At 46.7% G+C, this 23,718-nt stretch carries 23 protein-coding genes and 1 riboswitch; of the genes, 16 read left to right on the top strand and 7 right to left on the bottom strand.

Annotated features, from left to right (window positions below):
- Positions 1-126: 126 nt before the first annotated feature.
- Complete coding sequence (locus NHN17_RS10515) at positions 127-693, top strand: hypothetical protein (protein ID WP_255042383.1); 567 nt, start codon at positions 127-129, stop codon at positions 691-693.
- Between the two features lie 148 nt (positions 694-841).
- Here NHN17_RS10515 and NHN17_RS10510 read toward each other — a convergent pair whose 3' ends face one another.
- The 5 genes from NHN17_RS10510 to hutW form a co-directional block, all read right to left on the bottom strand.
- Positions 842-1,009: a hypothetical protein gene (locus NHN17_RS10510; RefSeq protein ID WP_255042381.1), complete on the bottom strand. Its 168-nt coding sequence runs from the start codon at positions 1,007-1,009 to the stop codon at positions 842-844.
- Positions 1,010-1,160: 151 nt separating this feature from the next.
- Positions 1,161-1,556 (bottom strand): hypothetical protein, encoded by a 396-nt coding sequence (locus NHN17_RS10505; protein ID WP_255042379.1) that lies wholly within the window; start codon positions 1,554-1,556, stop codon positions 1,161-1,163.
- A gap of 192 nt (positions 1,557-1,748) precedes the next feature.
- Positions 1,749-2,306 (bottom strand): heme utilization protein HutZ, encoded by a 558-nt coding sequence (gene hutZ / locus NHN17_RS10500; RefSeq protein ID WP_255042378.1) that lies wholly within the window; start codon positions 2,304-2,306, stop codon positions 1,749-1,751.
- Positions 2,307-2,432: 126 nt separating this feature from the next.
- The gene (hutX, locus tag NHN17_RS10495) at positions 2,433-2,951 is read right to left on the bottom strand and encodes a heme utilization cystosolic carrier protein HutX (RefSeq protein WP_255042376.1); all 519 of its coding nucleotides are present in this window, start codon (positions 2,949-2,951) and stop codon (positions 2,433-2,435) included.
- A 57-nt stretch (positions 2,952-3,008) separates the two neighbouring features.
- Complete coding sequence (gene hutW / locus NHN17_RS10490; protein ID WP_255042375.1) at positions 3,009-4,394, bottom strand: heme anaerobic degradation radical SAM methyltransferase ChuW/HutW; 1,386 nt, start codon at positions 4,392-4,394, stop codon at positions 3,009-3,011.
- 393 nt (positions 4,395-4,787) lie between these two features.
- On the opposite strand from hutW, the gene NHN17_RS10485 reads away from it, so the two are divergent.
- The 15 genes from NHN17_RS10485 (at position 4,788) to NHN17_RS10415 (ending at position 19,685) form a co-directional block, all read left to right on the top strand.
- Positions 4,788-5,525 carry an energy transducer TonB gene (locus NHN17_RS10485; protein ID WP_255042374.1) on the top strand — a complete coding sequence of 246 codons (738 nt, stop codon included), beginning with the start codon at positions 4,788-4,790 and terminating at the stop codon, positions 5,523-5,525.
- 19 nt (positions 5,526-5,544) lie between these two features.
- On the top strand, positions 5,545-6,228 hold the full coding sequence (locus tag NHN17_RS10480) for a MotA/TolQ/ExbB proton channel family protein (protein WP_255042373.1): 684 nt from the start codon (positions 5,545-5,547) through the stop codon (positions 6,226-6,228).
- Positions 6,225-6,647 (top strand): ExbD/TolR family protein, encoded by a 423-nt coding sequence (locus tag NHN17_RS10475; RefSeq protein WP_255042372.1) that lies wholly within the window; start codon positions 6,225-6,227, stop codon positions 6,645-6,647. The genes NHN17_RS10480 and NHN17_RS10475 overlap by 4 nt, the downstream gene beginning before the upstream one ends.
- The gene (locus NHN17_RS10470; protein WP_255042371.1) at positions 6,644-7,480 is read left to right on the top strand and encodes a heme/hemin ABC transporter substrate-binding protein; all 837 of its coding nucleotides are present in this window, start codon (positions 6,644-6,646) and stop codon (positions 7,478-7,480) included. The genes NHN17_RS10475 and NHN17_RS10470 overlap by 4 nt, the downstream gene beginning before the upstream one ends.
- A 34-nt stretch (positions 7,481-7,514) precedes the next feature.
- A complete protein-coding gene (locus NHN17_RS10465) occupies positions 7,515-8,552 on the top strand; it encodes a FecCD family ABC transporter permease (protein ID WP_255042393.1) in 1,038 nt (345 codons plus the stop codon).
- Positions 8,549-9,376, top strand: coding sequence for a heme ABC transporter ATP-binding protein (locus NHN17_RS10460; protein ID WP_255042370.1), 828 nt, complete (start codon positions 8,549-8,551; stop codon positions 9,374-9,376). Before NHN17_RS10465 ends, NHN17_RS10460 begins: the two co-directional genes overlap by 4 nt.
- 407 nt (positions 9,377-9,783) lie before the next feature.
- Positions 9,784-10,788 (top strand): substrate-binding domain-containing protein, encoded by a 1,005-nt coding sequence (locus tag NHN17_RS10455; protein ID WP_255042369.1) that lies wholly within the window; start codon positions 9,784-9,786, stop codon positions 10,786-10,788.
- A 203-nt stretch (positions 10,789-10,991) separates the two neighbouring features.
- Positions 10,992-11,096: riboswitch (cyclic di-GMP riboswitch) on the top strand.
- Between the two features lie 124 nt (positions 11,097-11,220).
- Positions 11,221-11,811: a TfoX/Sxy family DNA transformation protein gene (locus NHN17_RS10450; RefSeq protein WP_255042368.1), complete on the top strand. Its 591-nt coding sequence runs from the start codon at positions 11,221-11,223 to the stop codon at positions 11,809-11,811.
- Positions 11,812-12,032: 221 nt separating this feature from the next.
- Entirely contained in the window at positions 12,033-12,425 is a 393-nt protein-coding gene (locus tag NHN17_RS10445; RefSeq protein WP_255042367.1) for a hypothetical protein, read from the top strand.
- A gap of 140 nt (positions 12,426-12,565) precedes the next feature.
- Positions 12,566-13,153, top strand: a complete 588-nt coding sequence (locus NHN17_RS10440) for a carboxymuconolactone decarboxylase family protein (RefSeq protein ID WP_255042366.1) — start codon at positions 12,566-12,568, stop codon at positions 13,151-13,153.
- A gap of 12 nt (positions 13,154-13,165) precedes the next feature.
- Positions 13,166-15,433: a dihydrolipoyl dehydrogenase gene (gene lpdA, locus NHN17_RS10435; RefSeq protein ID WP_255042365.1), complete on the top strand. Its 2,268-nt coding sequence runs from the start codon at positions 13,166-13,168 to the stop codon at positions 15,431-15,433.
- Between the two features lie 17 nt (positions 15,434-15,450).
- Positions 15,451-16,638 (top strand): ABC transporter substrate-binding protein, encoded by a 1,188-nt coding sequence (locus tag NHN17_RS10430; protein ID WP_255042364.1) that lies wholly within the window; start codon positions 15,451-15,453, stop codon positions 16,636-16,638.
- Positions 16,639-16,693: 55 nt separating this feature from the next.
- On the top strand, positions 16,694-18,424 hold the full coding sequence (locus tag NHN17_RS10425; protein ID WP_255042363.1) for an ABC transporter permease: 1,731 nt from the start codon (positions 16,694-16,696) through the stop codon (positions 18,422-18,424).
- Positions 18,421-19,080 carry an ATP-binding cassette domain-containing protein gene (locus NHN17_RS10420; RefSeq protein WP_255042362.1) on the top strand — a complete coding sequence of 220 codons (660 nt, stop codon included), beginning with the start codon at positions 18,421-18,423 and terminating at the stop codon, positions 19,078-19,080. Before NHN17_RS10425 ends, NHN17_RS10420 begins: the two co-directional genes overlap by 4 nt.
- Positions 19,074-19,685: a CDP-alcohol phosphatidyltransferase family protein gene (locus NHN17_RS10415; RefSeq protein WP_255042361.1), complete on the top strand. Its 612-nt coding sequence runs from the start codon at positions 19,074-19,076 to the stop codon at positions 19,683-19,685. The genes NHN17_RS10420 and NHN17_RS10415 overlap by 7 nt, the downstream gene beginning before the upstream one ends.
- Positions 19,686-19,766: 81 nt before the next feature.
- On the opposite strand, the gene melB is transcribed toward NHN17_RS10415, so the two are convergent.
- The gene (gene melB / locus NHN17_RS10410; protein ID WP_255042360.1) at positions 19,767-21,137 is read right to left on the bottom strand and encodes a melibiose:sodium transporter MelB; all 1,371 of its coding nucleotides are present in this window, start codon (positions 21,135-21,137) and stop codon (positions 19,767-19,769) included.
- A 312-nt stretch (positions 21,138-21,449) separates the two neighbouring features.
- Positions 21,450-23,573 carry an alpha-galactosidase gene (locus tag NHN17_RS10405; protein WP_255042358.1) on the bottom strand — a complete coding sequence of 708 codons (2,124 nt, stop codon included), beginning with the start codon at positions 23,571-23,573 and terminating at the stop codon, positions 21,450-21,452.
- Positions 23,574-23,718: the final 145 nt, after the last annotated feature.

The following is a 23,718-nucleotide window of genomic DNA, read 5'->3' as shown; positions in this document are numbered from 1 at the left end:
GGATTGCCGGCTTTTTTATGCTGTTCAGTCTTCATCCAGCATACATGACACAATACTGACATTCCGCATTAAGCACTTTTATACATTGCAGTCATAGCGATGATAACCACCAATGAAGGTTAATTTATGCAAAACAGCAAAACACGTACCCAGCAACAACCGAATTCAGTATTGAACATAGTGAAATACGCACTACCGCTGATGCTAGTAACTATGTTCGCCTTCAACCCAGCCGCAAAGGCAAGCGACGCAGCAACCGACACGATTGCGAGCCAAAAAGAAGTGACGCACCGTATCAATGCGATCCAGCGCGACTTAACAAGTATCCGTCAGCAGACACTGCAATCGAACCCTGAGCTTGTTGAGCAAGCGAAAGCATTCGAAGCAGCCTATCAGGAAAAAGCGGAAGAAGTTGGCTACAACCCTGATGAGTTCATCAGCCAAGCACAAGACATTCAGGACAAAGTCCGTAATGCCGAAACTAGCGAAGAAGAACGTGAAGCATTGATCAAGGAATTTGCCGCCGCTAAACGTCAACTTGCAGAACAACGCGAAAGCATTCTTTCTGACGAAACCTTGATGGCTATGCAGGAAAAACTTCAGGCCGATACGTTTGCCGCAATGAATACGAATAACCCTGAAACTGAAACCCTGATGAAAGAGCTAAATACCCTACTTGAATCTCTTCAGTAAGCCGTATAAACGCATGACTCATCGATAAACAGCATGATGGCAGGCACAAATACGACCAATTCGTACTTTGGCCTGCCATTTTTAACAAACGCAACTCAACACATATATCCCTGTGTTTTGTCACGCTGCCATGGCCAGCGAACTTATCTCAACGACCATCTTCGTAATCACTCATATTTATGCCCATTTCTTCTGCAACCTCGACCCAGTAAGGCTCAGCCTCGCAGACACAAGTATCACACCAATCGGCGATACCTTCATGCATACTCAATGATTTCTGGGACACTTGTTGTGTACTTTGTCTTTTATCAGACATTGTTCTCTCCTACGAAATCGACAAATCACCTATACATTATAGTGAACCATTAACCGCCCTAGGCATGACCTAATCAAGCCAAACAATAACGCATAAAAAAGCCCACTAACGCAGAGCGGGCTTAGATAAACTTAAAACAAATATTGCTCAACTACAGCTCCATCGGCTGATTTGCTTTCAACAGCTTCATGCCCTGAATATGCTGGACAAACCATTTAACAATGGCCAAAGCGGCAATAATAAGACCAACAACGGGGATGACCTGCAAGATCGTGTGCAAGATCGGGCTATAGACCCAGTACTCAGCTCCGGCAATGATACCTGTGGTTGTCGCTGCCGTTACCCCAAGCACAACAAAGAAAGTGAAGAAGTAGAAGAAGGTACGAATGATGGTGTAATAGTGGCTATAACTCAGCTCATCAGTGCCCTTGTTCAGCTTATAAGCCGAGTAGATAACGGCAACAATGCCTGAAATCATCAAGGTCAGCGGGGTGAGGAAGCTAGCGATATACGCAAATCGCACTTCGCGTCTTGGATCAGTAGGCATGACGTTATCCATTGATAATTGTGTTTAACCTAATTATCACACGTATTTTTACGCTATCAAGTTGAATAATGAAGACGCTGATCACGATCAAGCCTATTCGCTATAGGCTGTTATAGTCACTAAAATAACAGTACAAATAAAACAGCCTAGGTGAGCATCCTAGGCTGTTGTAAAGTAATATTTTTTAGGCCGTTATAGCTCTTCTGTCGGCTGAGTGACTTCACTGCCGTCTTTAATACGGCGATGGCCTTCTTGTAGATGTACAAAATCCACCAAATCATCACCACTGACTTGGAAAGCCTGACCAAAGCCCTTAACAAACAAGCCTTGAGTTGGCTCAAACCGGAACATTTTGAAATCTTCCAAGCCACTTAGGCCATCAATAATTTCACCAAAACGCTCTTTTAGCTGTTCCACCGCTGCGAGCCACTTTTCAGTTTCACGCTCGACGACTACCACGTTGGCTTCAAACGTTAAACGCTTACGTGCATAGATGGTTTTAGATGAAGCTTCATCTTCAATCATCATCAAAGAAACCTGAGGATTTTTCAGCAAATTCCGGGCGTGCTTGGCAATCTGGCTGATCAGCACGTAGTAGCCATCTTCAAGCAACACAAACGGTGCGTAGCTTACATTCGGTTTACCATCAGCATCAACAGTCGCCAGCTGAATCGTCTGGCAAGATTGGCGGAACTCTGAGATTTCTGGGCCTAGGCGGTTTTGAAGGCGCTCTTGCTTTACAGCATTCATTCTGACTTTCTCCAGGATATTATACCAACCTACATAAATATTTGATCAGCCTTGCAGGTTATGCCTTGATAACAAAGATTTTTCCAGCGCAAATACTTGAACAACTACTTATCCAGATTGGTTTTATTATTTAAATTTTGTTTTAAGTGCTTGGAATTTTTCTATCTGCTCTGGGAACAACTGGCGTTTATTATCGCGACCTAGATACACTTTGAATACACACTCACCGCCTTTAGCAAAGAAACCGATAAAGTAGCTTTCCTGCCCCATGAATGGCTTACTAACCAAACCAATATCAGTCACAAGATCTAGGCGAAGGTGGCCATGCAATTCACCCTCTTTACCCATTAGATTGTAGTAACCACGTGCTTCTTTACCTTTAGGGAATGGTGCCTTTACTTCAAAAATAGAAGCCATTGAGTGAACAATTGTCGTTACCGGTCCCCATGTTGGCAGATCTTCTAAAATTGCTTTTGCATGCTCACCCGGTAATGCAACCACCAACTCTTCAGGAAAGGCCATTACGACTTCACCTTCGGTCACACCTAAAGTGTCTGCAATCGCCATTGCGTGAAGTTTCGGTTCAGCGGCAAGTTGTTCAGCCACTTGGCCTTTCAGCGCTTCAAATGAAATTTTATCAAACACGATTTATCTCCAAGTACATCAATGTACATATCTTTTAATTGGTTATATTTAATTCGTTTATGCAGCGACTGGCTTAATTGCACTCTGTTGCAAAACTTGAATCATCGACTGGGCCAAGGTGACAGACCAGAACGTCCCGGCTAAGGTCAACGCGAGGTACCGACCTTCCAGTTGCACCAAACCGTTCTTTTGCCACGCTTCAAACAATGGCTGACAAAAACCAAAGATATCTTGACCAAACTTTTGCTGGAAATCTTTTGCAGACAGGAAACCGCGGTCAAAGCTGGCCTTAATTTCAGAATGTAATGCAGCCTGAGGGCCTGACTTAGTCATCATGACTAGCGGAAGCTGCTCAGCTTTAATTGCTTCGATATAAGCATCCAAGGTTCTGTGCTGCATGAAACCGAACCCACCAACGTTACCACCAGCACCCGCGCCTAAAGGCAATACTTCAGCGGACGTCTTCGCAAGGCTGTTATAAATGCTACGCTCTCGGTTATCACGAGCCCAATGGTTTCCACTTAACCGGCGAAGATGGTGCTGCGCCATAAAGTTTACGCCATATTCGAACATGGAGGCTTTAGTCGGCGTATCAGCAGGCTCTGGAAGGCGACCTTGCTCAATCATGCCTTTCATCGGGGTTCCCCCCATCTCAATCAGCTGATAGAGATCAACACCATGTGCGCCACTGTCTAGGAAATCCTCAAGATCTTGCTGCCAAACGGCCATATCTTGATAAGGTAGACCAAACAGTAAGTCGATAACAATCGGTGCGGCATTGGTCGCACTGAGAGACTGAATACGTTCTAACACCGGCTCACGGTTATCAAGGCGCTTGGCCTTACGACGAACGGTTGTATCAAAACTCTGTACACCAAATGAGAAACGGTTGAAACCCCCTTCGAGTGCACCTTCAAACATGCGATCATCGAAACGGTTAATTCGCCCTTCCAGGGTAATTTCACAGTCAGTGGTCAATGGGAAATGAGCTTTAACCATTTTCCCTAAGCGGGTCACTTGTTCGGCGGTTAGATCGGTTGGTGTTCCTCCCCCAACATACACGGCACGAAATGGTGCTGCTTGTGTCCATGGCATGGAAGCTTTGGCTTTAAGCTCTACCATCAATGCATCGAAATAGTCATCAATCAACGATTGGCTAGATGCATACTGAAAGAAGTTGCAGTAAGTGCATCGAACACGACAAAAGGGAATATGGATATATAGACAACGGCTTTTTAGGGTTTCAGGTACCGTTGATAGCGCTTGATTCGCGAGACTCTGTCGCTCCTCCTCAGCAACCATTGCCGACATGCCACCAGCATGCGCCGAGCGCTTGTTGGCAAATGCATATCGAAGCGGATCGGGGGTGTGCTTTCCTACGACCTCTTCGGTCAGTAGATCCGGCGGCAACACTGCAGATTCTAAGGCTTGTTCTTCAATCATCTACTTCTTTGTCGAGCTAGTTTCCTAGCCCCTCCTCAACAGGCTAATTCCTGCCAGATTTCCTCACTAGATCAACAGAACTTGGCTGTCGCGTTCTAGTACCACGTTGAGCAAACGGGATACCCAAGTGACTTCAAGTTACAGTTACTTGAGCCTAACTACTTTCTATTGGGCTTTGCCCTATTTATACAAGTGAAATGATAACCACTCTTATTTGCAGGCAATCATAAGCACCACTAAATAATATTGCAAATGATAATTGATATTATTTTCATTACGTGGATAATGAGAACCATTCTTGATTAAGGCAACTAAATGATAATTTGCTTTATAAGTGGTTATTCATTGAAAACAGACAGATAAAGCAGAAATTTGCACGGTTGGAGTTAAACAGTGAACGCAAAAAGATATGCCATAGCCGGTATTGCATCAGTACTTGCCCACAGCCTATTGCTTTCTGCTATACCAAACAGAATGGTGATGGCGATGCCTGTTGGCACAGAATCTACCAAGGTATCGCTGAACCTCGTCTCGGCTCCCTCACCTCAACCTTCTGAGCCTGACGCCGCTGAAGCGCCCCCACCCGCACCGGTTGAAGCACCGAAAAAAGTAGTCAAAGAAGAAACGACGGTGAAAAAACTGGTAAAGAAAAAACAGCCTGAACCTAAAGCGGAGATCAAGAAGACCAGCAAGCCTACTCCCAAAAAGCCTGTTGAGAAAGTGGTTGAGCCAAAAAAGGTTAAAAAACCGGTTGACGTCAAAAAAACTGAAACAACCGAAGAGATCACCAAAGCCCCTGATGCTGCACCAGCAGTCAAATCTCAAGCGGCATCAGGTGTTAACAGTGAACCACAACTTGTCACTACACCGACATTTGCAACTCGTCCTAGCCCAGTGAAATACCCGCGTATTGCCAAGCGGCGCGGACTTGAAGGGCAAGTGTTGGTAGAAATTTGGATTGATGAATCCGGTAAACAAGTAAAACAAAACCTTGTTAAATCTTCCGGTACAGAGATCCTTGACGACGCTGCGATAGCGGCAATTAAGCGCTGGCGTTTCTCATCCCATATTGTTGATGGTCAAGCTATTGCCCATCGCGTACAAGTTCCTGTCCGATTCAAGTTGGACTAGCATTTAATTGGATTCACTCATGGAAATGTTTCACTCCCTACAAAATCAATTTGGCCTAATGACGGCACCTTTGCTGATTTGTTCAGCGTTAACATTGATGATCCTTCTTGAGCGCTGCATTCAAGTATTGTTATGTACCGGCGTTGGCAGAGGTAAGATTGACGGACTGCTTGCAAAACAGTGCCGGTCTGACGAATCTGGGCTCAATGAGCTGGCATCATCACTAAAAGGCCAACGCCCTTTGCTATTTAAAGGTGTGTCCATGCTGATCTCGCATCGCCATTTTTCCAAAGCCTTACGTGAAGATGCCGCTGGGATCTGGCTACAGCAAAAGCGCTCTCAGCTACGTTCCGGCTTACGCCTTCTAAGCCTTATCGGCGTGATCAGCCCTCTACTTGGCTTACTCGGCACGGTTCTTGGCCTGATAGACATGTTCAAGGGTATCGCCATGAGCTCAGGAGCTGTTACCCCCAACGACCTTGCCGATGGTCTTGGCTTGGCAATGCGAACAACGGCTGCAGGCCTAATTATTGCCCTTCCCGCGATTACAGGCTCTCAATTACTTGGCCTTTGGGCGGATAAAGTGACAGCAAAACTTGAGCATAGCCTCAACCATTGCAATCTTTGGCTAGAAGGCCTATCACTCGATCAAAACTGCCAGCCGAAAACTGAAAACACCGGCAATGCAGAGGCGGTAATATGATCCGAACCCACCAAGGTGTGACTGGCGATGACGATCTCAAGCCTGATCTAACTCCTCTACTCGATATCATTTTTATCGTCATGGTTTTTCTACTACTGACTGCCAGCGTAAAACTGCAATCTCTCGAGGTGGAATTGCCCCAGACCGAGACACAGGCCCTACAAGAGACAGAATCAGATCCTATTACTGTCAACATTACCTCTACGGAACCCTATTGGGCACTACAAGGGGAAGAAATTGATAGTTGGGACGCCTTCAAGACCGCACTGACTCAAGAAGTCAAAGCCAATCCAGACAAGCCCGTCGTTATCGGTGCTGACAAGGCGGGGTCGGTCGAAAATATGCTAAAACTCCTCGCTTTTCTTCAGCAGAATGAAATCAAAGCGACACAGTTATTAATGGAAGAGGATAAATCATGAAGCGTATAGCTCTGGCTACCGCATTACTTCTCGCTGCACATTCATCATATGCCAGCGAACGCATCATCAGTGCAGGCGCAGCAATTACTGAAATCATCAATGCGATGGGTGCACAAGAACAACTCGTTGCCGTTGATGTCACCAGCAAAAATCTTGTGAATGAAGAGATGCCGGTATTGGGTTATCACCGCCAGCTATCTGCTGAAAGTTTAATCGCTCTCACTCCTACCCGGTTGCTGGGTTCCAATGAGATGGGACCAAGAACAACATTGGATCTGATTCAGCAAGCAGGTATCGAGGTTGATGTGGTCAACTCTGGCGAAACAGTCGATGATCTTCTGTCTCGTATTGAACAGGTCGGCAAATTGACTCACACAGAAAAGGAAGCCCTCAAGCTTCAGGCGCATGTACAGGAAAAGATCGATTCCATCAATCAAACTCTCGCCCAGCAGACCGAAAAGAAAAAAGTCATGTTCCTGATGATCCACGAAGGTCGCCCAGCCAATGTCGCAGGCCGAAATACCACCGCAGATAGCGTGATCCGCCTTGCAGGCGCCATCAACCCAGCAGCCAGCGCCGTTGAATCCTACAAGCCCATTTCACTCGAAGCCATGGTAGAAATGCAGCCTGACATTATTTTGCTGAGTTCACGAACTCTAAGCCAAATCGGCTCAGCTGATGATTTGCTAAAACAAATGCCTTTACTGGCAGCGACGCCAGCAGGTCGAAATAAAGCGGTTGTCACTATTGATGGAACGGCACTTATCGGTGGGCTCGGCCTGAAAAGCCTGAGTGAAGCAGAACGTCTAAACAAAGCGTTCTACCAACAATAACGGTTAGCCGTTTATTTTAAGCAGTATATCTATGATGCAGTTACAACGAATTCCCGCCAATATTGTCTTTCCTGTTGGTATCACATTACTGGTATTGGCTGTCACATCATCCATCGCTGTTGGCCCAATGAACATCAGCTTTGCCGATAGTTTTAAAGCACTATTGCCATTGCCATTGGATTTACCCGCCCATATCGAAATTGTCATCCACCAAATCCGTCTACCACGGACACTACTGGGCATGGCCATCGGTGCTATTTTAGCGCTGTGCGGTGCCGTCATGCAGGGCCTGTTCCGAAACCCGCTAGCCGATCCTGGTATCATTGGAGTATCTGGTGGTGCAAGTTTGGGGGCTGCACTTTCAATCGTTATCTTCGCTCCATTAGCCGCCAACTTTCCATTATTGCTAACATTGGGCACCGTTCCTGTGTTCGCCTTCTTTGGTGGCGCAGTTAGTACATTTGTGGTGTATCAGCTTGGCACTGACAAAAATGGCACCTCGGTGACCATTATGCTGTTGGCTGGTGTGGCAATTGGTGCCCTTTCTGGCGCAGCATTGGGCTTGATGAACTACTATGCCGATGACCAAGCACTTCGTGATCTGTCATTGTGGACGATGGGCTCATTAGCTGGGGCAACATGGCCGGGGATTGGCCTTGCCTACATCACTTTGCTTGGCCTGATGTTTTCTTTTGACCGCAACGCCAACGCACTCAATGCCTTCTTGCTCGGCGAGGCAGAAGCCAAGCACCTTGGCGTCAACGTGCAGCGTCTAAAGCGTATGTTGATTTTATTGTGTGCTGCAGGTGTCGGTATTGCCGTTTCCCTCACTGGTGTAATTGGTTTTGTGGGACTTATCGTGCCGCACATTGGCCGTATGATTTCAGGTCCAAACCATAAGACACTGTTACCGCTTTCAGCCTTGCTAGGCGCCCTGATCCTACTCATCGCCGACATGCTAGCCCGTGTCATTGCTGCACCCGCTGAATTGCCTGTCGGTATTATTACCGCCTTACTCGGTGCCCCATTCTTCATTTACCTACTCGTCAAACAAAAAGGTAAGCTGTCATGAGCCAACACGCGAATACATCTCAACAAACAGACACGAGTACTGCCTCTGAGGTCGTTATTGAAGCTGAAAGCTTATCACTTAACCTTGGTGGGAAAGTATTGTTAGATGATTTTTCACTCAAGATCAAAAGCGGTCAGCTGACCGCATTGCTGGGGCCAAATGGCGCAGGTAAGAGTACCTTATTGAAAGTGCTATGCGGAGAAGTTGAAGCCGAAGGTAAGGTTAATTTTTTTGGCTACCCACGCCATGACTGGCCAACATCACAGCTTGCGCGCCACCTCGGTGTTCTTCCACAGCACAGTTCGCTAACTTTTGCCTTTACAGCTCAAGAAGTAGTCGAACTCGGCGCTCTGCCGCTAGAACTCCCCAATGCCCAAGCACAGCAAATCGCCCATGAGAAAATGGCCATGGTCGGTGTCACCAATCTCGCTCCCCGGCTCTATCCAACCCTATCTGGCGGTGAAAAACAGCGAGTTCACTTTGCCAGGGTACTGACTCAGTTAAGCCAAGCGGGTGAACAATGCGTATTGATGCTAGATGAGCCCACATCGGCTCTCGATTTAGCCCACCAGCACAACGCGTTGATAGTAGCCAAGCAAATGGCGCAGGCTGGTGCTGCAGTGATCATTGTGATCCACGACCTTAATTTAGCCGCTCAATACGCAGACAGGTTAGTCATCATTAACCATGGCAAAATCCAGGCAGACGGCCCCCCCGAACAAGCTCTGACAGCAGAAACCATTGAATCCGTGTATGGCTGGCCGGTATGTATCACCCAGCACCCAGTCGATGGCTACCCCATCGTGTTAGCGGCAGCGGCTTAGTCTAGGATATGACTAATTTGCAATCACCCCGCTGAATTAATTCAATATACAGCAACTTAAAACAGGGCCAATTTTGGGCCCTGCTGTCGTTTATACAAGCAAAATAGCGCAATCAATTGATGAATTTTGCAATTTGAGATAACAGGCATTGCACTCTCGGCCACACTAAGTAAAATGTGAACGCAAGCGATTAAACAATGCAACACATGCGATATGGCATGTAACGCATTCAGCATACCTAAAGAAACGAAGCCGCCCATTCGTGATGCGGCCTTTTGCCGTTTCTGCTGATTGTACCCAACAGAACAATGAACTACTCAAGAGATGATGGTGAACGAGTTTATTGTTCTGTTGAGTAAAGTATTAATTTACAAGGTTCTCTGACCTTTATTATTAGAAGAATAACTATGGCAACGATTAAAGATGTTGCACGTATGGCTGGTGTATCTACAACCACCGTCTCTCACGTGATTAACAAAACGCGCTTCGTCGCAGAAGCAACCCAAAAGAAAGTGCTGGCTGCAGTTGAAGATCTGAATTATGCGCCTAGCGCCGTAGCGCGAAGCCTAAAGTGCAACACCACAAAAACTATCGGTATGCTGGTAACTAAGTCTACCAACCCGTTTTTTGCTGAAGTCGTACACGGGGTTGAAGAGTTCTGTTACGGTGCTGGTTATACCCTGATTCTGTGTAATACAGAGGGTAACCTTACAAAACAGCGTGATTACCTGCGTATGTTGGCCGAAAAGCGAGTCGATGGCCTGCTGGTTATGTGTTCCGACCTTGATGAACAACTGCTGGAACTGCTCGAACGCCAGAAAGAGACCCCTATGGTGATCATGGATTGGGGCCCAGAAAGCCCGCATACCGATCAAATCCAAGATAACGCCGAACTTGGCGGTTATGTTGCGGCTAAGTTCTTTATTGAGCACGGCCATAAAGCCATTGGTTGCCTGACCGGCCACAGCGAAAAAACCGCATGTCGTGAACGCCTACACGGTTTTCGAAAAGCCATGGGTGAAGCGGATTTAAACGTCAATGAAGATTGGATCATTGAAGGTGACTTCGAGTGTGAATCTGCTGTTGTTGCTGCCAAGAAATTCATTGCGATGGAAGAGCGCCCTACCGCGATTTTCTGCTTCAACGATATTATGGCAATGGCGATGATCAGTACCTTCCAACAAGCAGGTATTAACGTGCCTGAGGATATCTCTATCATTGGCTATGACAACATCGATTTGGCTCCGTATTTCTCACCTCCATTAACGACAATTCACCAACCGAAGCGTCGCTTAGGCAAGAGTGCGGTAGAAATCCTAATGCATCGCGTGAAAGACAAAGAGCACGCGACTCAGGTCTTTGAGATGGTGCCTGAACTGGTGATCCGCAACTCGGTAAAAAAACTTAACTAAGTAACCGGAAGCGTTTATTCTTCAAAATTTAAACGGAGGCTTCCGCCTCCGTTTTTCATTTCGATGAACTCACGCACCTGCAATCATTTTGAGACAAAATCATTCATCTTAAAGAAAAAGAATACGGCAATTTATGGAATCAACATCACATTTTCAAAATTGCGATCAAGTTCAAAAATATCATCTGAGATATTCTTAAATTGTCACGAACAAGGCAAACCTACCGAAAGGTAGGGACGCAAAGCTTCCGGCCTAAGAGTCGTCGGGTTTTTATAACTCAGTCAACTTATGGTAGCGGGGTTGCCGATGGATATAGCAACTGATGTCAGGAAAGTCTTACTTTTTCCTGACAGTGTTATGTATTGATATTTGCTATCCTTGAATCCTCGCTCTGTTGTTAGGTGACCCTGGAATTTTTCACCGAGAAGAAGCATGGACAAACCAATTTTAAAAGAATCTTTACGCCTATTTAATTGTTTCGATAACGTTAAATCTCGCTCTATGTTTGGCGGTTTTGGAATTTTCGCGGGTGAAACAATGTTTGCACTCGTGGTGAATGACAAACTTCATCTTCGCGCCAACGCAAAAAACGAACAAGATTTTAAAAAAGCAGGGCTTAAGCCATATATATATAAAAAACGCGGCTTTCCAGTTGTAACAAAACATTACGCTATTCCTGAAGAATGGTGGAATGAATCTGGGAAAATTATCGAACAAGCAACCCGCTCTCTTGATGCCGCTAAAGTTGATAAAGAAACTAAAGAGAAGGCATCGCCCGATAGGATAAAAGACCTGCCTAACCTTCGCCTGGCCAATGAAAGAATGCTAAAGAAGGCGGGTATTTGTTCTGTTGACGAGTTATTGGAGGCTGGTTCTATCAATGCCTTCAAAGCATTACAAAATACGCATCAAGGCACGGTCAGTATTGATTTATTGTGGGCTATTGAAGGGGCAATCAGCGGTCAGCACTGGTCGGTTATTCCCAAAGATCGCCGCTCAGAATTACTAGCAAAATTAAGCTAGTACAACAAATTTCATATATTAAAAGAGATCGTTGAGATCTCTTTTTTGTATTTACAGCTCAAATGATACGTGTCAATAATCAATCATTCTAATGACAGCTTTTTGTCAAATATCGTGAAAAATTGAATCGCCTCACAATGCTGTTTATAAATCACTCAACACCCTTTTATTGCACACTGACACTAGTAAAATAAGTGCTAAGTTAATTCCGGGGGGTAATTATGAACTGTTCCAAACCTTTTCCAGGACAAAGTGATCAGATGTTCAAGGATAAGTTTAACAAGTGGCCGCGAATTATGCGCTTACTTGTTTTGTTCAGCCTGCTTCCTCCCATAGTGGCTTTTATTCTTGTACAGAATAACATCACAACCTATCAATCAATTCACCCCTTGCTAGTATCCATTGCCAGCCTAAACGCTATCCTGCTGCTCTGGGGGTTATTATTAAAAGTTAGAGCACGCAAGTATTGGTATCGCAATTACCACATTGGCAAAACCATGCTTCTTGCTTTCGTTCCTCTACTGGCATGCAGCTATGTTGTGTTAACTGAACCGTCTACGGACAAGGTTATCACTCAGTCCAAGCCTCAAATTGTTCAAATATCGGTCAACTAGACACTTTTTTCTGCGTTCACGTGAAATAAATTGCTTCCTAATAGGGTCTTTGTCTCATAACTATCTGATAATTTCGGTAATAATTACTACCGCCATTTAGATAGGCTCACAGTAGCATATTGAAGAGACAAGGGGTCACCGTGCGCATTTCCGCCAAAGAGAACTACTCGCTATTTATCAAGCCACTGCTATGGCTACAAAAACGCCACTACGGCAAGATCCTCAACCCAGCAAAGCTATGGGGTCGTCGCCCTACCCTGTTTTGGCTCGTTGCTGGCTTCTTCGGCTATTTGGACCGCCGCTCTTCCCCGCTAAGCCCAGTAGTCCGTTCATTAGTCTGTGTCCAGGTGTCACAGTTAAACGACTGTGCATTTTGTGTTGATGCCAATGGCATGAAACTCGCCGAACGCTGTGATTCAGTTGAAAAAATCAAAGCCCTTGCCAACTGGCAAGACAGTGATCTTTTTGATGCACAAGAACGCGCGGTGCTGAACTACACAGAAGCGATGACAATTACCGGTCAGCGCGTCACCGATGAAATGCTCACAACGCTAAAACAATGGCTTGATGAAGATGCTATTGTTGATTTAACCGCATTGATTGCGTTTCAGAATCTATCGGCAAAATTTAACACCGCACTAGATGTACCCCAGCAAGGCTTCTGTTCACTGCCAATCCAACCTAGTGAACAGAAACCCACTGATGCCCCTACACAGACGGACAAATAACAGGAGCTAACTATGGACAGAAAAAAACTGCTAGTGATCAGTATTGTTGTTTCCTTGATTGCTGTATGGTTCGCATTCGATCTTGGTCAATACTTCACCCTTGAACAAGCAAAAGCACAACAACTTGCTCTGACAGATACCATCCATGCTAAGCCATTTGTATCAAGCCTGATCTATTTTGTCCTGTACATAGCGGTGACAGCCCTATCATTGCCGGGGGCCGCTATCATGACCCTTTTGGGTGCTGCACTGTTCGGTTTCTGGTGGAGCTTGCTGCTGATCTCATTTGCCAGCACGATTGGGGCCACCCTCGCCTTCTTGTTTAGTCGCTATATCCTACGAGACTGGGTACAGGCTAAATTCGGCCATCGCCTGTCGGCCATTAACCGCGGGGTCGAAAAGGACGGTGCGTTTTACCTGTTTACTCTCCGATTGATCCCGGTGTTCCCGTTTTTCATCATTAACTTACTTATGGGTCTGACACCGATATCGACACGTATGTTCTACCTTGTCAGCCAGTTGGGAATGCTCGCAGGTACTGCCGTCTACATTAATGCCGGTACTCAGCTTGGTCAGATTGACAGCCTAAGTGGCATTATCTCAGCACCTGTTCTCGTTTCATTGGCGTTACTGGGCCTTTTCCCGCTTATGACCAAAGCGGTCATGCAAATCGTTAACAAGCGTCGAGTTTACGCTGAATGGGAAAAGCCAAGCCACTTTAATCAAAACATGGTCGTGATCGGCGCTGGAGCGGGCGGTTTGGTTAGCGCTTATATCGCAGCAGCCGTTAAAGCAAAAGTGACACTTATCGAGCGTCATAAAATGGGTGGTGACTGCCTTAACACCGGTTGCGTTCCTTCCAAAGCCATTATTCGCGCAGCCCATACCATGGCAGAAATCACTCGCGCCAATGAATTTGGTATAGAGACCAGCGAAGCCAAGGTCGATTTTGCCAAGGTGATGGCTCGCGTCCACAACGTGATAGGTAAGATCGAGCCCCATGACAGCGTGGAGCGTTACAGCAAACTGGGCGTAAACTGTGTCTCGGGTGAAGCCACTATTCTGTCGCCATGGGAAGTAGAAGTGAATGGCCAGCGTATGACCACCCGTAATATCGTAATTGCAACTGGAGCTCGACCGCTCGTACCGGGGATCCCGGGCCTAGATAAAGTCAATTACCTCACTTCTGACTCTATTTGGTCTTTGACCGAGCTGCCTAAGCGCTTGCTGGTGTTAGGAGGCGGTCCAATTGGCTGTGAGCTTGCTCAAAGCTTCCAGCGCCTTGGTAGTGATGTCACCCTTGTCGAAATGGCTGATCAACTCTTGATCCGTGAAGACAGTGACGCAGCGACACTGGTTAAATCAAGCCTTGAAAAAGACGGTGTAGACATTAAAACAGGCTACAAAGCGGTTAAGTTCGAGATTCATACCGATGAAAATGGCCAGCCACAGCAATCTGTTTTACTTGAAACCGCTGGCGGTGAATCACAGGCCGTTGAATTCGATGCCGTAATGCTTGCTCTTGGCCGAGTCGCCAACGTACAGGGTTTCGGTCTGGAAAAACTGGGGATCACCACCTCTGAGCGCGGAACCGTTGAGGTCAATGAGTATCTACAGACAAAATACCCAAATATCTTTGCTGTTGGTGATGTCGCTGGCCCATTCCAGTTAACCCATGCAGCCGCCCACCAAGCTTGGTATGCCGCTGTGAATGGCCTCTTTGGCCAATTCAAGAAATTCAAAGCCGATTACTCGGTATTGCCAGCGGCAACCTATACCTCACCAGAAGTGGCCCGTGTCGGCATTAATGAAAAAGAAGCTAAGCAACAAGGTATTGAGTTTGATATCGTTACCTATGGGATTGACGACTTGGATCGTGCCATTACCGATGGTGAGGACCATGGTTTTATCAAGGTGATCACACCTAAAGGTAAAGACAAGATCCTTGGTGCAACGGTGGTTGGCAACAATGCGGGTGAATTACTCGCCGAGTTTACGCTGGCAATGCGTCACGGTTTGGGGCTCAACAAAATATTGGGTACAGTCCATCCTTACCCAACCATGAGCGAAGCGGCAAAATATACCGCCGGTGTCTGGAAACAGGCTAACGCACCGCAAGGACTACTGACTCTGGTTGAAAAATATCATCGCTGGATGCGCAAAGACGAGCAAGTAGCCACTGACCAGCAAAGTGTAACTGCAACGGCCAGTGTTCAAGTTGACAACACTATTGAAACACCACCAAAGCGCAGCAATGAAGGTGCGTTGAGCGAAAAATAGGGATGAAAACAGGCATCATGAAAAAAACACTCCTGGGGCTGGCGCTTTTGCTGGCCTCTGGCCTTAGCACGGCACAAGCGGCTCCAACAACCGAACAGGCTCTCCAGAAAAGCTGGGATGAGGTAGTCAAGCTGGCGGATGGACAAACGGTCTATTTTAATGCCTGGGGTGGCAGCCAAGAGATCAATGACTATCTACGTTGGGCTGGTCGTCAACTGCAGGTGCAATATGGGGTCAGCCTAAAGCATGTCAAAGTCGCTGACATCGCCGAAACAACCCAGCGCTTGTTAGCAGAAAAAGCTGCAGGCAAAAATGAAGGTGGCAGCGTTGATCTGGTTTGGATCAACGGTGAAAACTTTCGTTCCATGAAGCACAGCAACCTTCTTTACGGCCCATTTACCCAGCAACTGCCAAATTGGCAATATGTTGATACCCGCTTGCCTATTGATGAAGACTTCACTGAACCAACGGCAGGATTAGAAGCACCTTGGGGGGTCGGACAGCTGGTCTTTATCCATGATAAAGAAACGCTGAACAATCCACCGAAAAACTTTGCCGAGTTGCTTAGTTTAGCCAAAGCGTATCCGGGCAAGGTAAGTTACCCACAACCACCAGAATTTCACGGTAGTAGCTTCCTGAAGGCTGCATTGTTGGAACTGACCAATAAGTCGGATTCGCTTTACACAGCCATCGACAGCCAAGCAGAGCGGCAACGATTTGAGCAGGTCACCGCACCGTTATGGCGATACCTAGACCAGCTCCACCCTGTTGCCTGGCAGCAAGGTAAGCGTTTCCCATCGGGAACAAGTGAGACTATCCAACTGCTTGATGACCAACAGCTTCTACTGGCGATCACCTTCAATCCCAATGCAGCCAATGCGGCAATTGAGAATGGTAACTTGGTAGAAACAGCACAAGCGTATGCCTTTGAGCAAGGTGCATTGTCCAACATTCATTTCTTGGCCATTCCCTGGAACGCTCAAGCCAAAGCGGGTGCCTTGGTTACCATCAATTTCTTGATGAGCCCGGAAGCACAAGCACGTAAAGCTGATGCCAAAATCTGGGGTGACCCATCGGTTCTAAAGCCAGAATCACTGACACACAGTGGTACCCAAGGTTTTTCACTGTTTAAATCTATTGCTGAGCCACATCCAAGCTGGTTAACCGCCATCGAGTTGGAATGGCAAAAACGTTACGGCAGCTAAAATTAAAAGGCTAAGCCTAAAGGGTGGGAGCTTACTCCCACCCAACGAGTAATTTATGATTCATCTGTTTTTTATTGTTGCAGTTCTTCTTTGTTTCTTGCCTTTATTACCGGGCATTATCGGGTTGATCCTCCCTTCACTTTCTTGGCTTCCTACGCTGGGCTTTGAAGGTGTCAACCTGAATGCATTCGCCGAGGTGGTAACATGGCCTAATCTCAATGCGTCTATTGGCCTCAGCCTGCTGTCTGGGCTAGGCAGTACCGCACTTGCCTTGTATTTCACCTACATCATCCTTAAACGGTATTGGGGAACCACCCGCTGGCGGAAATTAGAACGAACACTCTCGCCAATGCTTGCCATGCCCCATGTTGCCTTTGCCATTGGCTTTGCTTTACTGTTTTCGCCTACAGGTTGGATTTTTAGGCTGTTTGAAGCCCTGGGGTGCGCAGATACAGTATTAGTACACCTTATTCAAGACAACCTTATTCAAGATAGTTATGGGATCGGCCTGATGCTGGCGCTGGCCATCAAGGAAGCCCCATTCTTGCTGATCATGAGTATTCCGATCCTCAAACAGCTCAACGTGACACAGCTTAGCGCTGTGTCAGCCAGTTTGGGTTACAGCAAGTCAGAAACTTGGCGCAAGGTTATTCTACCGCAATGGCTTCCCAAGCTACGGTTATCCCTATTTGCCGTTGCCGCATATGGCTTGTCTGTTGTGGACATCGCATTAATCTTGGGGCCAACACGCCCTGCTACCCTGTCGGTTCTGGTATGGCAATGGTTTAACGAACCCGATCTGCAGCTGCTCCCCCGTGCAGCAGCTGGTGCTTGTCTGCTTGTTATGCTCACAGCCACAGGTCTTGGCTTTATTCGTACTATTGAATGGTTTTGCCTGCGCTATAAGCGAAATTGGCTGACTCATGGGGCGACACCATCTCAGCAAGTCGCGAGAAAGCCACCCCGTCATTTAGCCTTGTATAGCCCGTTTGTTGTGATCCCGGTGCTGATCATCCCATTATTGGTTGTCTGGTCTTTTGCTCAACGATGGCGCTTTCCAGACTTTATCCCTAGCCGCTTTAGCGGCCGATTTTGGCAGCAAGAGCTCCCGACATTGGCCGATCTCATGGGAACCAGCCTGCTGCTGGCGATGATCTCCAGCATCGTGGCGTTGATCTTGGTGATCGCATGCCTTGAATACCGCCAGAAATACCAGAGGGCCATCCCTGCTTGGCTGATCGCTATTCCACTCGTCACGCCTCAACTGTCTTTGCTGTTTGGCATCCAGATAGTCACTTACTTGGTTCCCGGCCAGCACTATTCGCTTTGGGTGATCTGGAGTCACCTCATTTTTGTTTTCCCATATATGTACTTGGCGCTGGATGGTGCGTGGCGTAGCTATGACATTCGCCTGGATCAATGTAGCCGAAGTTTAGGGCTAACTGCATGGCAGACCTGGTGGCGTGTTAAACGTCCGCAAGTCCAACCTGCCATCATCTTTGGCCTTGCCATTGGGATCAGTGTTAGCCTCGCCCAGTACTTACCTACGCAGATGCTCGGGGCAGGTAGGATCAGCACCGTAACGACCGAAGCTGTGGCCCTTGCCAGTGGTCAAGATCGCAGGGTGATGGCAATTTATGGTCTACTTCAAGGCGTTCTGCCATTTGTTTTCTTTACTCTCGCGATAGTGGCTAATCGCCTGAGTAATCGTTGGCGTCACTATCGTCAACATTCTCGACAAACACCTTCTATACCCAATAAATCAAAGGAGTACACTCACGGATGACATTATCTGTGAAAAATCTCGCAATCCGACATGGTGACACCCCTCTTTTTTCACCTGTCAGTTTTGACGTTTGCCCTGGTGAAGTTTTCACCTTAATGGGCCCTAGCGGTTGCGGGAAATCAACCTTACTCAGTGCTATTGCCGGACACCTCGTCAATGACTTCTCCCTATCCGGCGAGGTGGCACTCAACGAGCGTAGCGTGATGGCGCAGGCCCCAGATCAACGTAAGATAGGTTTACTATTTCAAGATGATTTGCTTTTTCCGCATCTAAGCGTGTTAGAAAACCTCATGTTCGGTATTCCCCGCCATTACCGTGGCAAGGAGCGGGTTGAGCGGGCCGAATCAACACTAACAACCATTGGCTTATCTCAATTGGCCAATAAGCAACCCAGTGAAATTTCTGGCGGACAACGTGCGAGGATCAGCTTGATGCGGATGCTTCTCTCGGAACCTCATGCTGTTCTGCTCGATGAACCATTCAGTAAGCTAGATAAAGCATTGCGAAATGAGTTCAGGCAGTTTGTCTTTGATCAAATCAAAAGCCGCCAGATCCCTGCGATCATGGTCACCCATGATCATGATGATATCCCACCACAAGGCCGTGTATTAAATTGGCCATGGACAACCGCTTATCAGGAACAACAACCATGCTAGATAGATACGCGATCAAAGTGATCCGCTGGCCCCTAACCACTTTCTCGGCACTACCTGACAAACTTGGTATCACGGCAAACCAAGTGACATTAACCGGTTTTGTGATTGGTTTATTCGCCTTACCCGCCTTGGCTTTGGAAGCCTACAGTTGGGCCTTAGGCTTTATTGTCATCAATCGTATCTTCGATGGACTTGATGGAGCAATCGCCCGCCGCCAAGGTATTACCGATTGCGGTGGTTTTCTCGATATCACCTTGGACTTTCTGTTTTATTCCATGGTGCCCTTCGGCTTTGTTTTGGCGAACCCTGATGCCAATGCGGTAGCTGGTGCTTTCCTTATTTTCTCTTTTATCGGCACCGGCTCGAGCTTTCTTAGCTTTGCTATCATGGCCGGTAAGCGCAACATAGAAAGTCCAGTCTATAAGCAGAAGTCGCTATATTATATTGGCGGTCTAGCTGAAGGTACCGAAACCATTACCTGCTTTATACTGTTCTGCCTATTCCCTGCCCACTTCGCTTTGATTGCCTGGATATTCGGTACACTGTGCTGGATTACGACCGTGACCCGTATTTGGGCTGGCTATCAAACCCTTAAAGAAGCCTAAAACAAGAAGGGCAAACACATAAACAAAAACAGCTACCCGAAGGTAGCTGTTTCTTATCTACTGAATTGAAGCTTAGATAAATTACGCTTGGACTGGTTTTGCATCAACCATATCGTTCTCAACATCATCTTTGTTGAAACCGTCATGCAAGCGGTAGTAGCGTTGGTAAACGATACCACTTACTGCCATCAATATTGCAGGCAAACCAAACATCATAAAGTTCAGACCCATAATGGTATCAGCTGTTTGCTCGACATTTGGTACATAACCAACCACTGACAAGCCCACACCTACAATAAAGCCACCAGCCGCACCGGCGAATTTAACTAACATTGTCTGCACAGAGAAGATAACACTCTCGCTGCGGCGACCTGTTTTGTACTCACCGTAGTCAACAACATCGGCAAGCATCACTGTTTGTAGTGCGTTAGCAATACCCACACCGAATTTAATTGCCGCACCCGCTAAACCGATAAGCAGCGTACTGCCAGGGAACATGACTGCCATTACGAACAAAATGATACAAGAGAGAATTGGGAAACCACATGCCATTTTCCACAAGTGCTTACGTGGAAGTTTAGCGGCAATACGAGGGAACAAGAACACACCAGCAACTTCTGCCGCACCCGCGACCATCATATAGACTGGGAACAATTCTGGATTACCCAATGCGTAAGAGAAGTAGTAGATAGCAAAGCCACCAACAAGCAGGTTAGCAATCTGGAATGATAGAACAGTACCAATCAGTGCTTTTAGCTGGTCGTTTTTACCAATAATAATCAGTACATCTTTGAAACTGAATTTTTCTGCAGGTTTAACATTGGCTGGCGCCGCTTTTTCTTTTACGTTCCGCGCAATCAAGAAAGCACTCATCACGAACAGTACTGCAATCAGCATCGCCATATTGAAAAAGCCATCACCTTGGTTACCGTCGCCCAATACACCGACAATGTGAAGGCCGTAAGTACCGGTGATAAACCATGCAAGGCTGGCAAATAGACGTGGCCATACAACCAGCTTTTCACGTTCTTGGCGCTCGCTCGACAGCGCCGGGATCATTGACCAGTAAGGGATATCCATAATGGTGTAAGTGAGGCCCCAGAGAATGTATGCAGCTGCGGCATAAAGGTATAGAGCAGGACCTTCGAACATGTGAGTGCTGAACAGGCCAACCAATACGATGGCATTCAGCAATGTACCAATCACAATCCACGGGCGGAATTTACCAAATTTTGAACGGGTGTTATCAACAATCACCCCCATCATTGGATCAGTAACCGCATCAAGAATACGGGCAGCAAGGAAGATAGTACCCACAAAAGCAGCAGACAAGCCTGCAACATCGGTGAAGTAGAACATCAAGAAAATATAAATCGGTGCACACGCGAAATCTTTACCTAGTGCACCCAGACCATATGATAGTTTGGTTTGTAGTGTAATTTTGTCAGACATTTTTTATCCTTCAATCTGTTCCATACCCCTTCCCTAACTAAAAGGGCACGTACAGAATTAATTATTGTATCTTTATTTTTTTAAGCTCTGGGCTCAGAAGGTATATTAAGGATCTACAGGAGGATAACTGTGATCCAAACCCCACCCATGGAAACGTTTCCATTTATTCCATGGGTAGAACCACAAAATGGGATTTTGATCACTTCATGTGTTTATTCTGCCATCATACAAAACTGCATACTGTAAATATCAAAAAAAGATGGGACCTGTGACTAGGCCCCATCCATTCAATCTAATGCTGAAATATAATGATTATTCAGCCGCTAACCTAATAAGTACCGCACTTTCGGCATCAAGAATAGGCATGGCTAAACCTATCTTTTGGCACCACTCCCCTGTTAGCACCGTTGGTTGCTTTGTCCACGCCGGTTGCTGGTTCACCAAGCCTTCATGGAAGTTGTCAGGGTGATCAATCACCGAAATAGTATAGGCTTTATCTGCATCCAAACCCGGGATCCGCAGCACACCACTCAGTGAATTGGTTGGCATCGAAAGTTGTGCCACCATAACCAGTGCTTCATTACCATCCTCACTGATTACCGCCTTCGCTAATTGGCCGTCATGATCATCAACCGGAATACGCACAGACTTACCGCTATGAAGCAAAGAACGATAAGTTTTGTGCAGCTTGATATAACGCTCAAAGCCCACTTTTTCTTCAGCTCCTTCTTTAACCGGGTCAAGCTCAATCCCCATATGGCCAAACAAGGCAGTCAGGCCACGAAAGCGGATATCATGGGTGCGACGAGTACTATGACAATGACGGGCACCGATATGACTACCCATCACTTCTGGTGGGAAGAAATAGCTGAACCCTCGTTGGATCTGCTGCCTTTCCAGAGCATCATTGTTATCTGATGTCCAAAAACGATGGGTACGTTTCAGTACCTCAAAGTCAATTCGGCCACCACCCGCAGCACAAGACTCAATTTCAACCTCAGGATGACGCTCTCGGATCTGCTCTACCAGTTCATAATAGCGCGTCACTTGGTTATTTCCTGCGGCACGTCCCCGATGAGCAGGCTGAACAATCTCACGGTTCATATCCCACTTAATGTAAGCGATATTGTAGCGAGACAAAAAATGATCCAATCTTTCAAGCAAGTACGCAAAGGCATCTTCATTCTGTAAGTCAATCGCATACTGGTTACGGCCCGTTGGCTGATCATAACCGCCAACAGCCAGCAGCCAGTCGGGGTGGTTACGATACAGATCCGAGTCCTTGTTAATCATCTCGGGCTCAAACCACAAACCAAACTCCATACCTAACTGGTTCACATGGCTGACAATACCTTCAAGCCCTTGTGGGTATTTAGCTTCATCAAGATACCAATCACCCAGTGCGGCTTTGTCACCATTACGGCCCTTGAACCAACCGTCATCGATAATGAAGCGCTCGACGCCCATTTTGGCTGACTCTGTCGCCATCTCTTTGATATAAGCAGGATCGTGGTCAAAGTATATGCCTTCCCACGTATTAAGGTGGATTGGCCTTGGCTTTTCACTGATTTGCGGCGCAAGGATAGACTCGCGAACATGGCCATGGAATTGCTGACTCATGCTATTCAAACCCGCTCCACTGTGCGAAGCATACAATACAGGTGTGACCAAGCTTTCACCTGGTTGCAAAGAGATTTCACCCGGCAAATAAATAGCTTCAGCTTGCACAACACGTCGCCCATCGGCTTTAACGTCAACACGCATACGGTGGTTACCGCTCCACGCAAAGTGGAAGCCCCAGACATCGCCATCACACTCTCCAAAACCTTTAGTACCTGCAATCAGTGCCGGGTAATGTTCATGGGATGTACGACCACGGCGGTTTTCTTGCTGATAGCCACCTTGAGATAACGTTTGGCGTACCTGCTGAAACTCTTTAACCCAGCGACCATAGTAGGTCAGCAGTTCATTGGCCCGCTCAGGAATAGGTAAGGTATTAGCAAGCCGGTTAACCAGATATTCCCCTTCCCCGGTATTTGTTAGTGTTTGCTTAAGTTGGACAACATCATTGCTATCCAAATCCAGATTCACCGTTAGAGCTAGACCTGCAATAGAGTCGTGGCTTTCAATAATAAGGCTACCGCTTTGGTGTGAAATAGACTTGATGGTAAATGCGGGAGCCCAGTCTTGCCCATTACGATGACCTTCCAGTGCTGGACTACCAAATACGCCTCTTGCTAATTCAGGATGCAACGAAACAGGCACATCATTATCTAAGCGGCCGTAAGGTACAGGCCGTTTCAAGGCAAGAGCTGCACCCTTCGGATAGCCAGAAATAGACTCGCCCCAGTAGAGTACTTCAGCGATTTCTCCAATCTCAACAATCATTTCAGATTGCTGACCTCTTAGACGAATGATTTGCTTTTCCATTGTCATGGTTTCCCGTTAAGCATGAAATTTCATCCGATCATAATGAAATACTCAGCAGATACTGTGAGCCAGCACGCACCATGGAAACGTTTCCAGACCAAATCAAGTAACAATTAACATTTAAGCACGATAGTGCTTTACCAGAACAGTT

Origin of the sequence: Photobacterium pectinilyticum (assembly GCF_024357955.1) — a bacterium.
GTDB classification, from domain to species: Bacteria; Pseudomonadota; Gammaproteobacteria; order Enterobacterales; family Vibrionaceae; genus Photobacterium; species Photobacterium pectinilyticum.
Note: the sequence above shows the minus strand (reverse complement) of the source record. Positions and strands in the feature narration are given on the sequence as shown.

Coding starts and splice junctions, on each gene's coding strand:
- NHN17_RS10420 (WP_255042362.1), top strand. CDS start 18,421: ATGACATTATCTGTGAAAAATCTCGCAATCCGACATGGTGACACCCCT.
- hutW (WP_255042375.1), bottom strand. CDS start 4,394: ATGATTGAAGAACAAGCCTTAGAATCTGCAGTGTTGCCGCCGGATCTA.
- NHN17_RS10455 (WP_255042369.1), top strand. CDS start 9,784: ATGGCAACGATTAAAGATGTTGCACGTATGGCTGGTGTATCTACAACC.
- NHN17_RS10510 (WP_255042381.1), bottom strand. CDS start 1,009: ATGTCTGATAAAAGACAAAGTACACAACAAGTGTCCCAGAAATCATTG.
- hutZ (WP_255042378.1), bottom strand. CDS start 2,306: ATGAATGCTGTAAAGCAAGAGCGCCTTCAAAACCGCCTAGGCCCAGAA.
- melB (WP_255042360.1), bottom strand. CDS start 21,137: ATGTCTGACAAAATTACACTACAAACCAAACTATCATATGGTCTGGGT.
- NHN17_RS10460 (WP_255042370.1), top strand. CDS start 8,549: ATGAGCCAACACGCGAATACATCTCAACAAACAGACACGAGTACTGCC.
- NHN17_RS10475 (WP_255042372.1), top strand. CDS start 6,225: ATGATCCGAACCCACCAAGGTGTGACTGGCGATGACGATCTCAAGCCT.
- NHN17_RS10445 (WP_255042367.1), top strand. CDS start 12,033: ATGAACTGTTCCAAACCTTTTCCAGGACAAAGTGATCAGATGTTCAAG.
- NHN17_RS10465 (WP_255042393.1), top strand. CDS start 7,515: ATGCAGTTACAACGAATTCCCGCCAATATTGTCTTTCCTGTTGGTATC.
- NHN17_RS10480 (WP_255042373.1), top strand. CDS start 5,545: ATGGAAATGTTTCACTCCCTACAAAATCAATTTGGCCTAATGACGGCA.
- NHN17_RS10430 (WP_255042364.1), top strand. CDS start 15,451: ATGAAAAAAACACTCCTGGGGCTGGCGCTTTTGCTGGCCTCTGGCCTT.
- NHN17_RS10405 (WP_255042358.1), bottom strand. CDS start 23,573: ATGACAATGGAAAAGCAAATCATTCGTCTAAGAGGTCAGCAATCTGAA.
- NHN17_RS10470 (WP_255042371.1), top strand. CDS start 6,644: ATGAAGCGTATAGCTCTGGCTACCGCATTACTTCTCGCTGCACATTCA.
- lpdA (WP_255042365.1), top strand. CDS start 13,166: ATGGACAGAAAAAAACTGCTAGTGATCAGTATTGTTGTTTCCTTGATT.
- NHN17_RS10515 (WP_255042383.1), top strand. CDS start 127: ATGCAAAACAGCAAAACACGTACCCAGCAACAACCGAATTCAGTATTG.
- NHN17_RS10425 (WP_255042363.1), top strand. CDS start 16,694: ATGATTCATCTGTTTTTTATTGTTGCAGTTCTTCTTTGTTTCTTGCCT.
- NHN17_RS10415 (WP_255042361.1), top strand. CDS start 19,074: ATGCTAGATAGATACGCGATCAAAGTGATCCGCTGGCCCCTAACCACT.
- NHN17_RS10450 (WP_255042368.1), top strand. CDS start 11,221: ATGGACAAACCAATTTTAAAAGAATCTTTACGCCTATTTAATTGTTTC.
- NHN17_RS10505 (WP_255042379.1), bottom strand. CDS start 1,556: ATGCCTACTGATCCAAGACGCGAAGTGCGATTTGCGTATATCGCTAGC.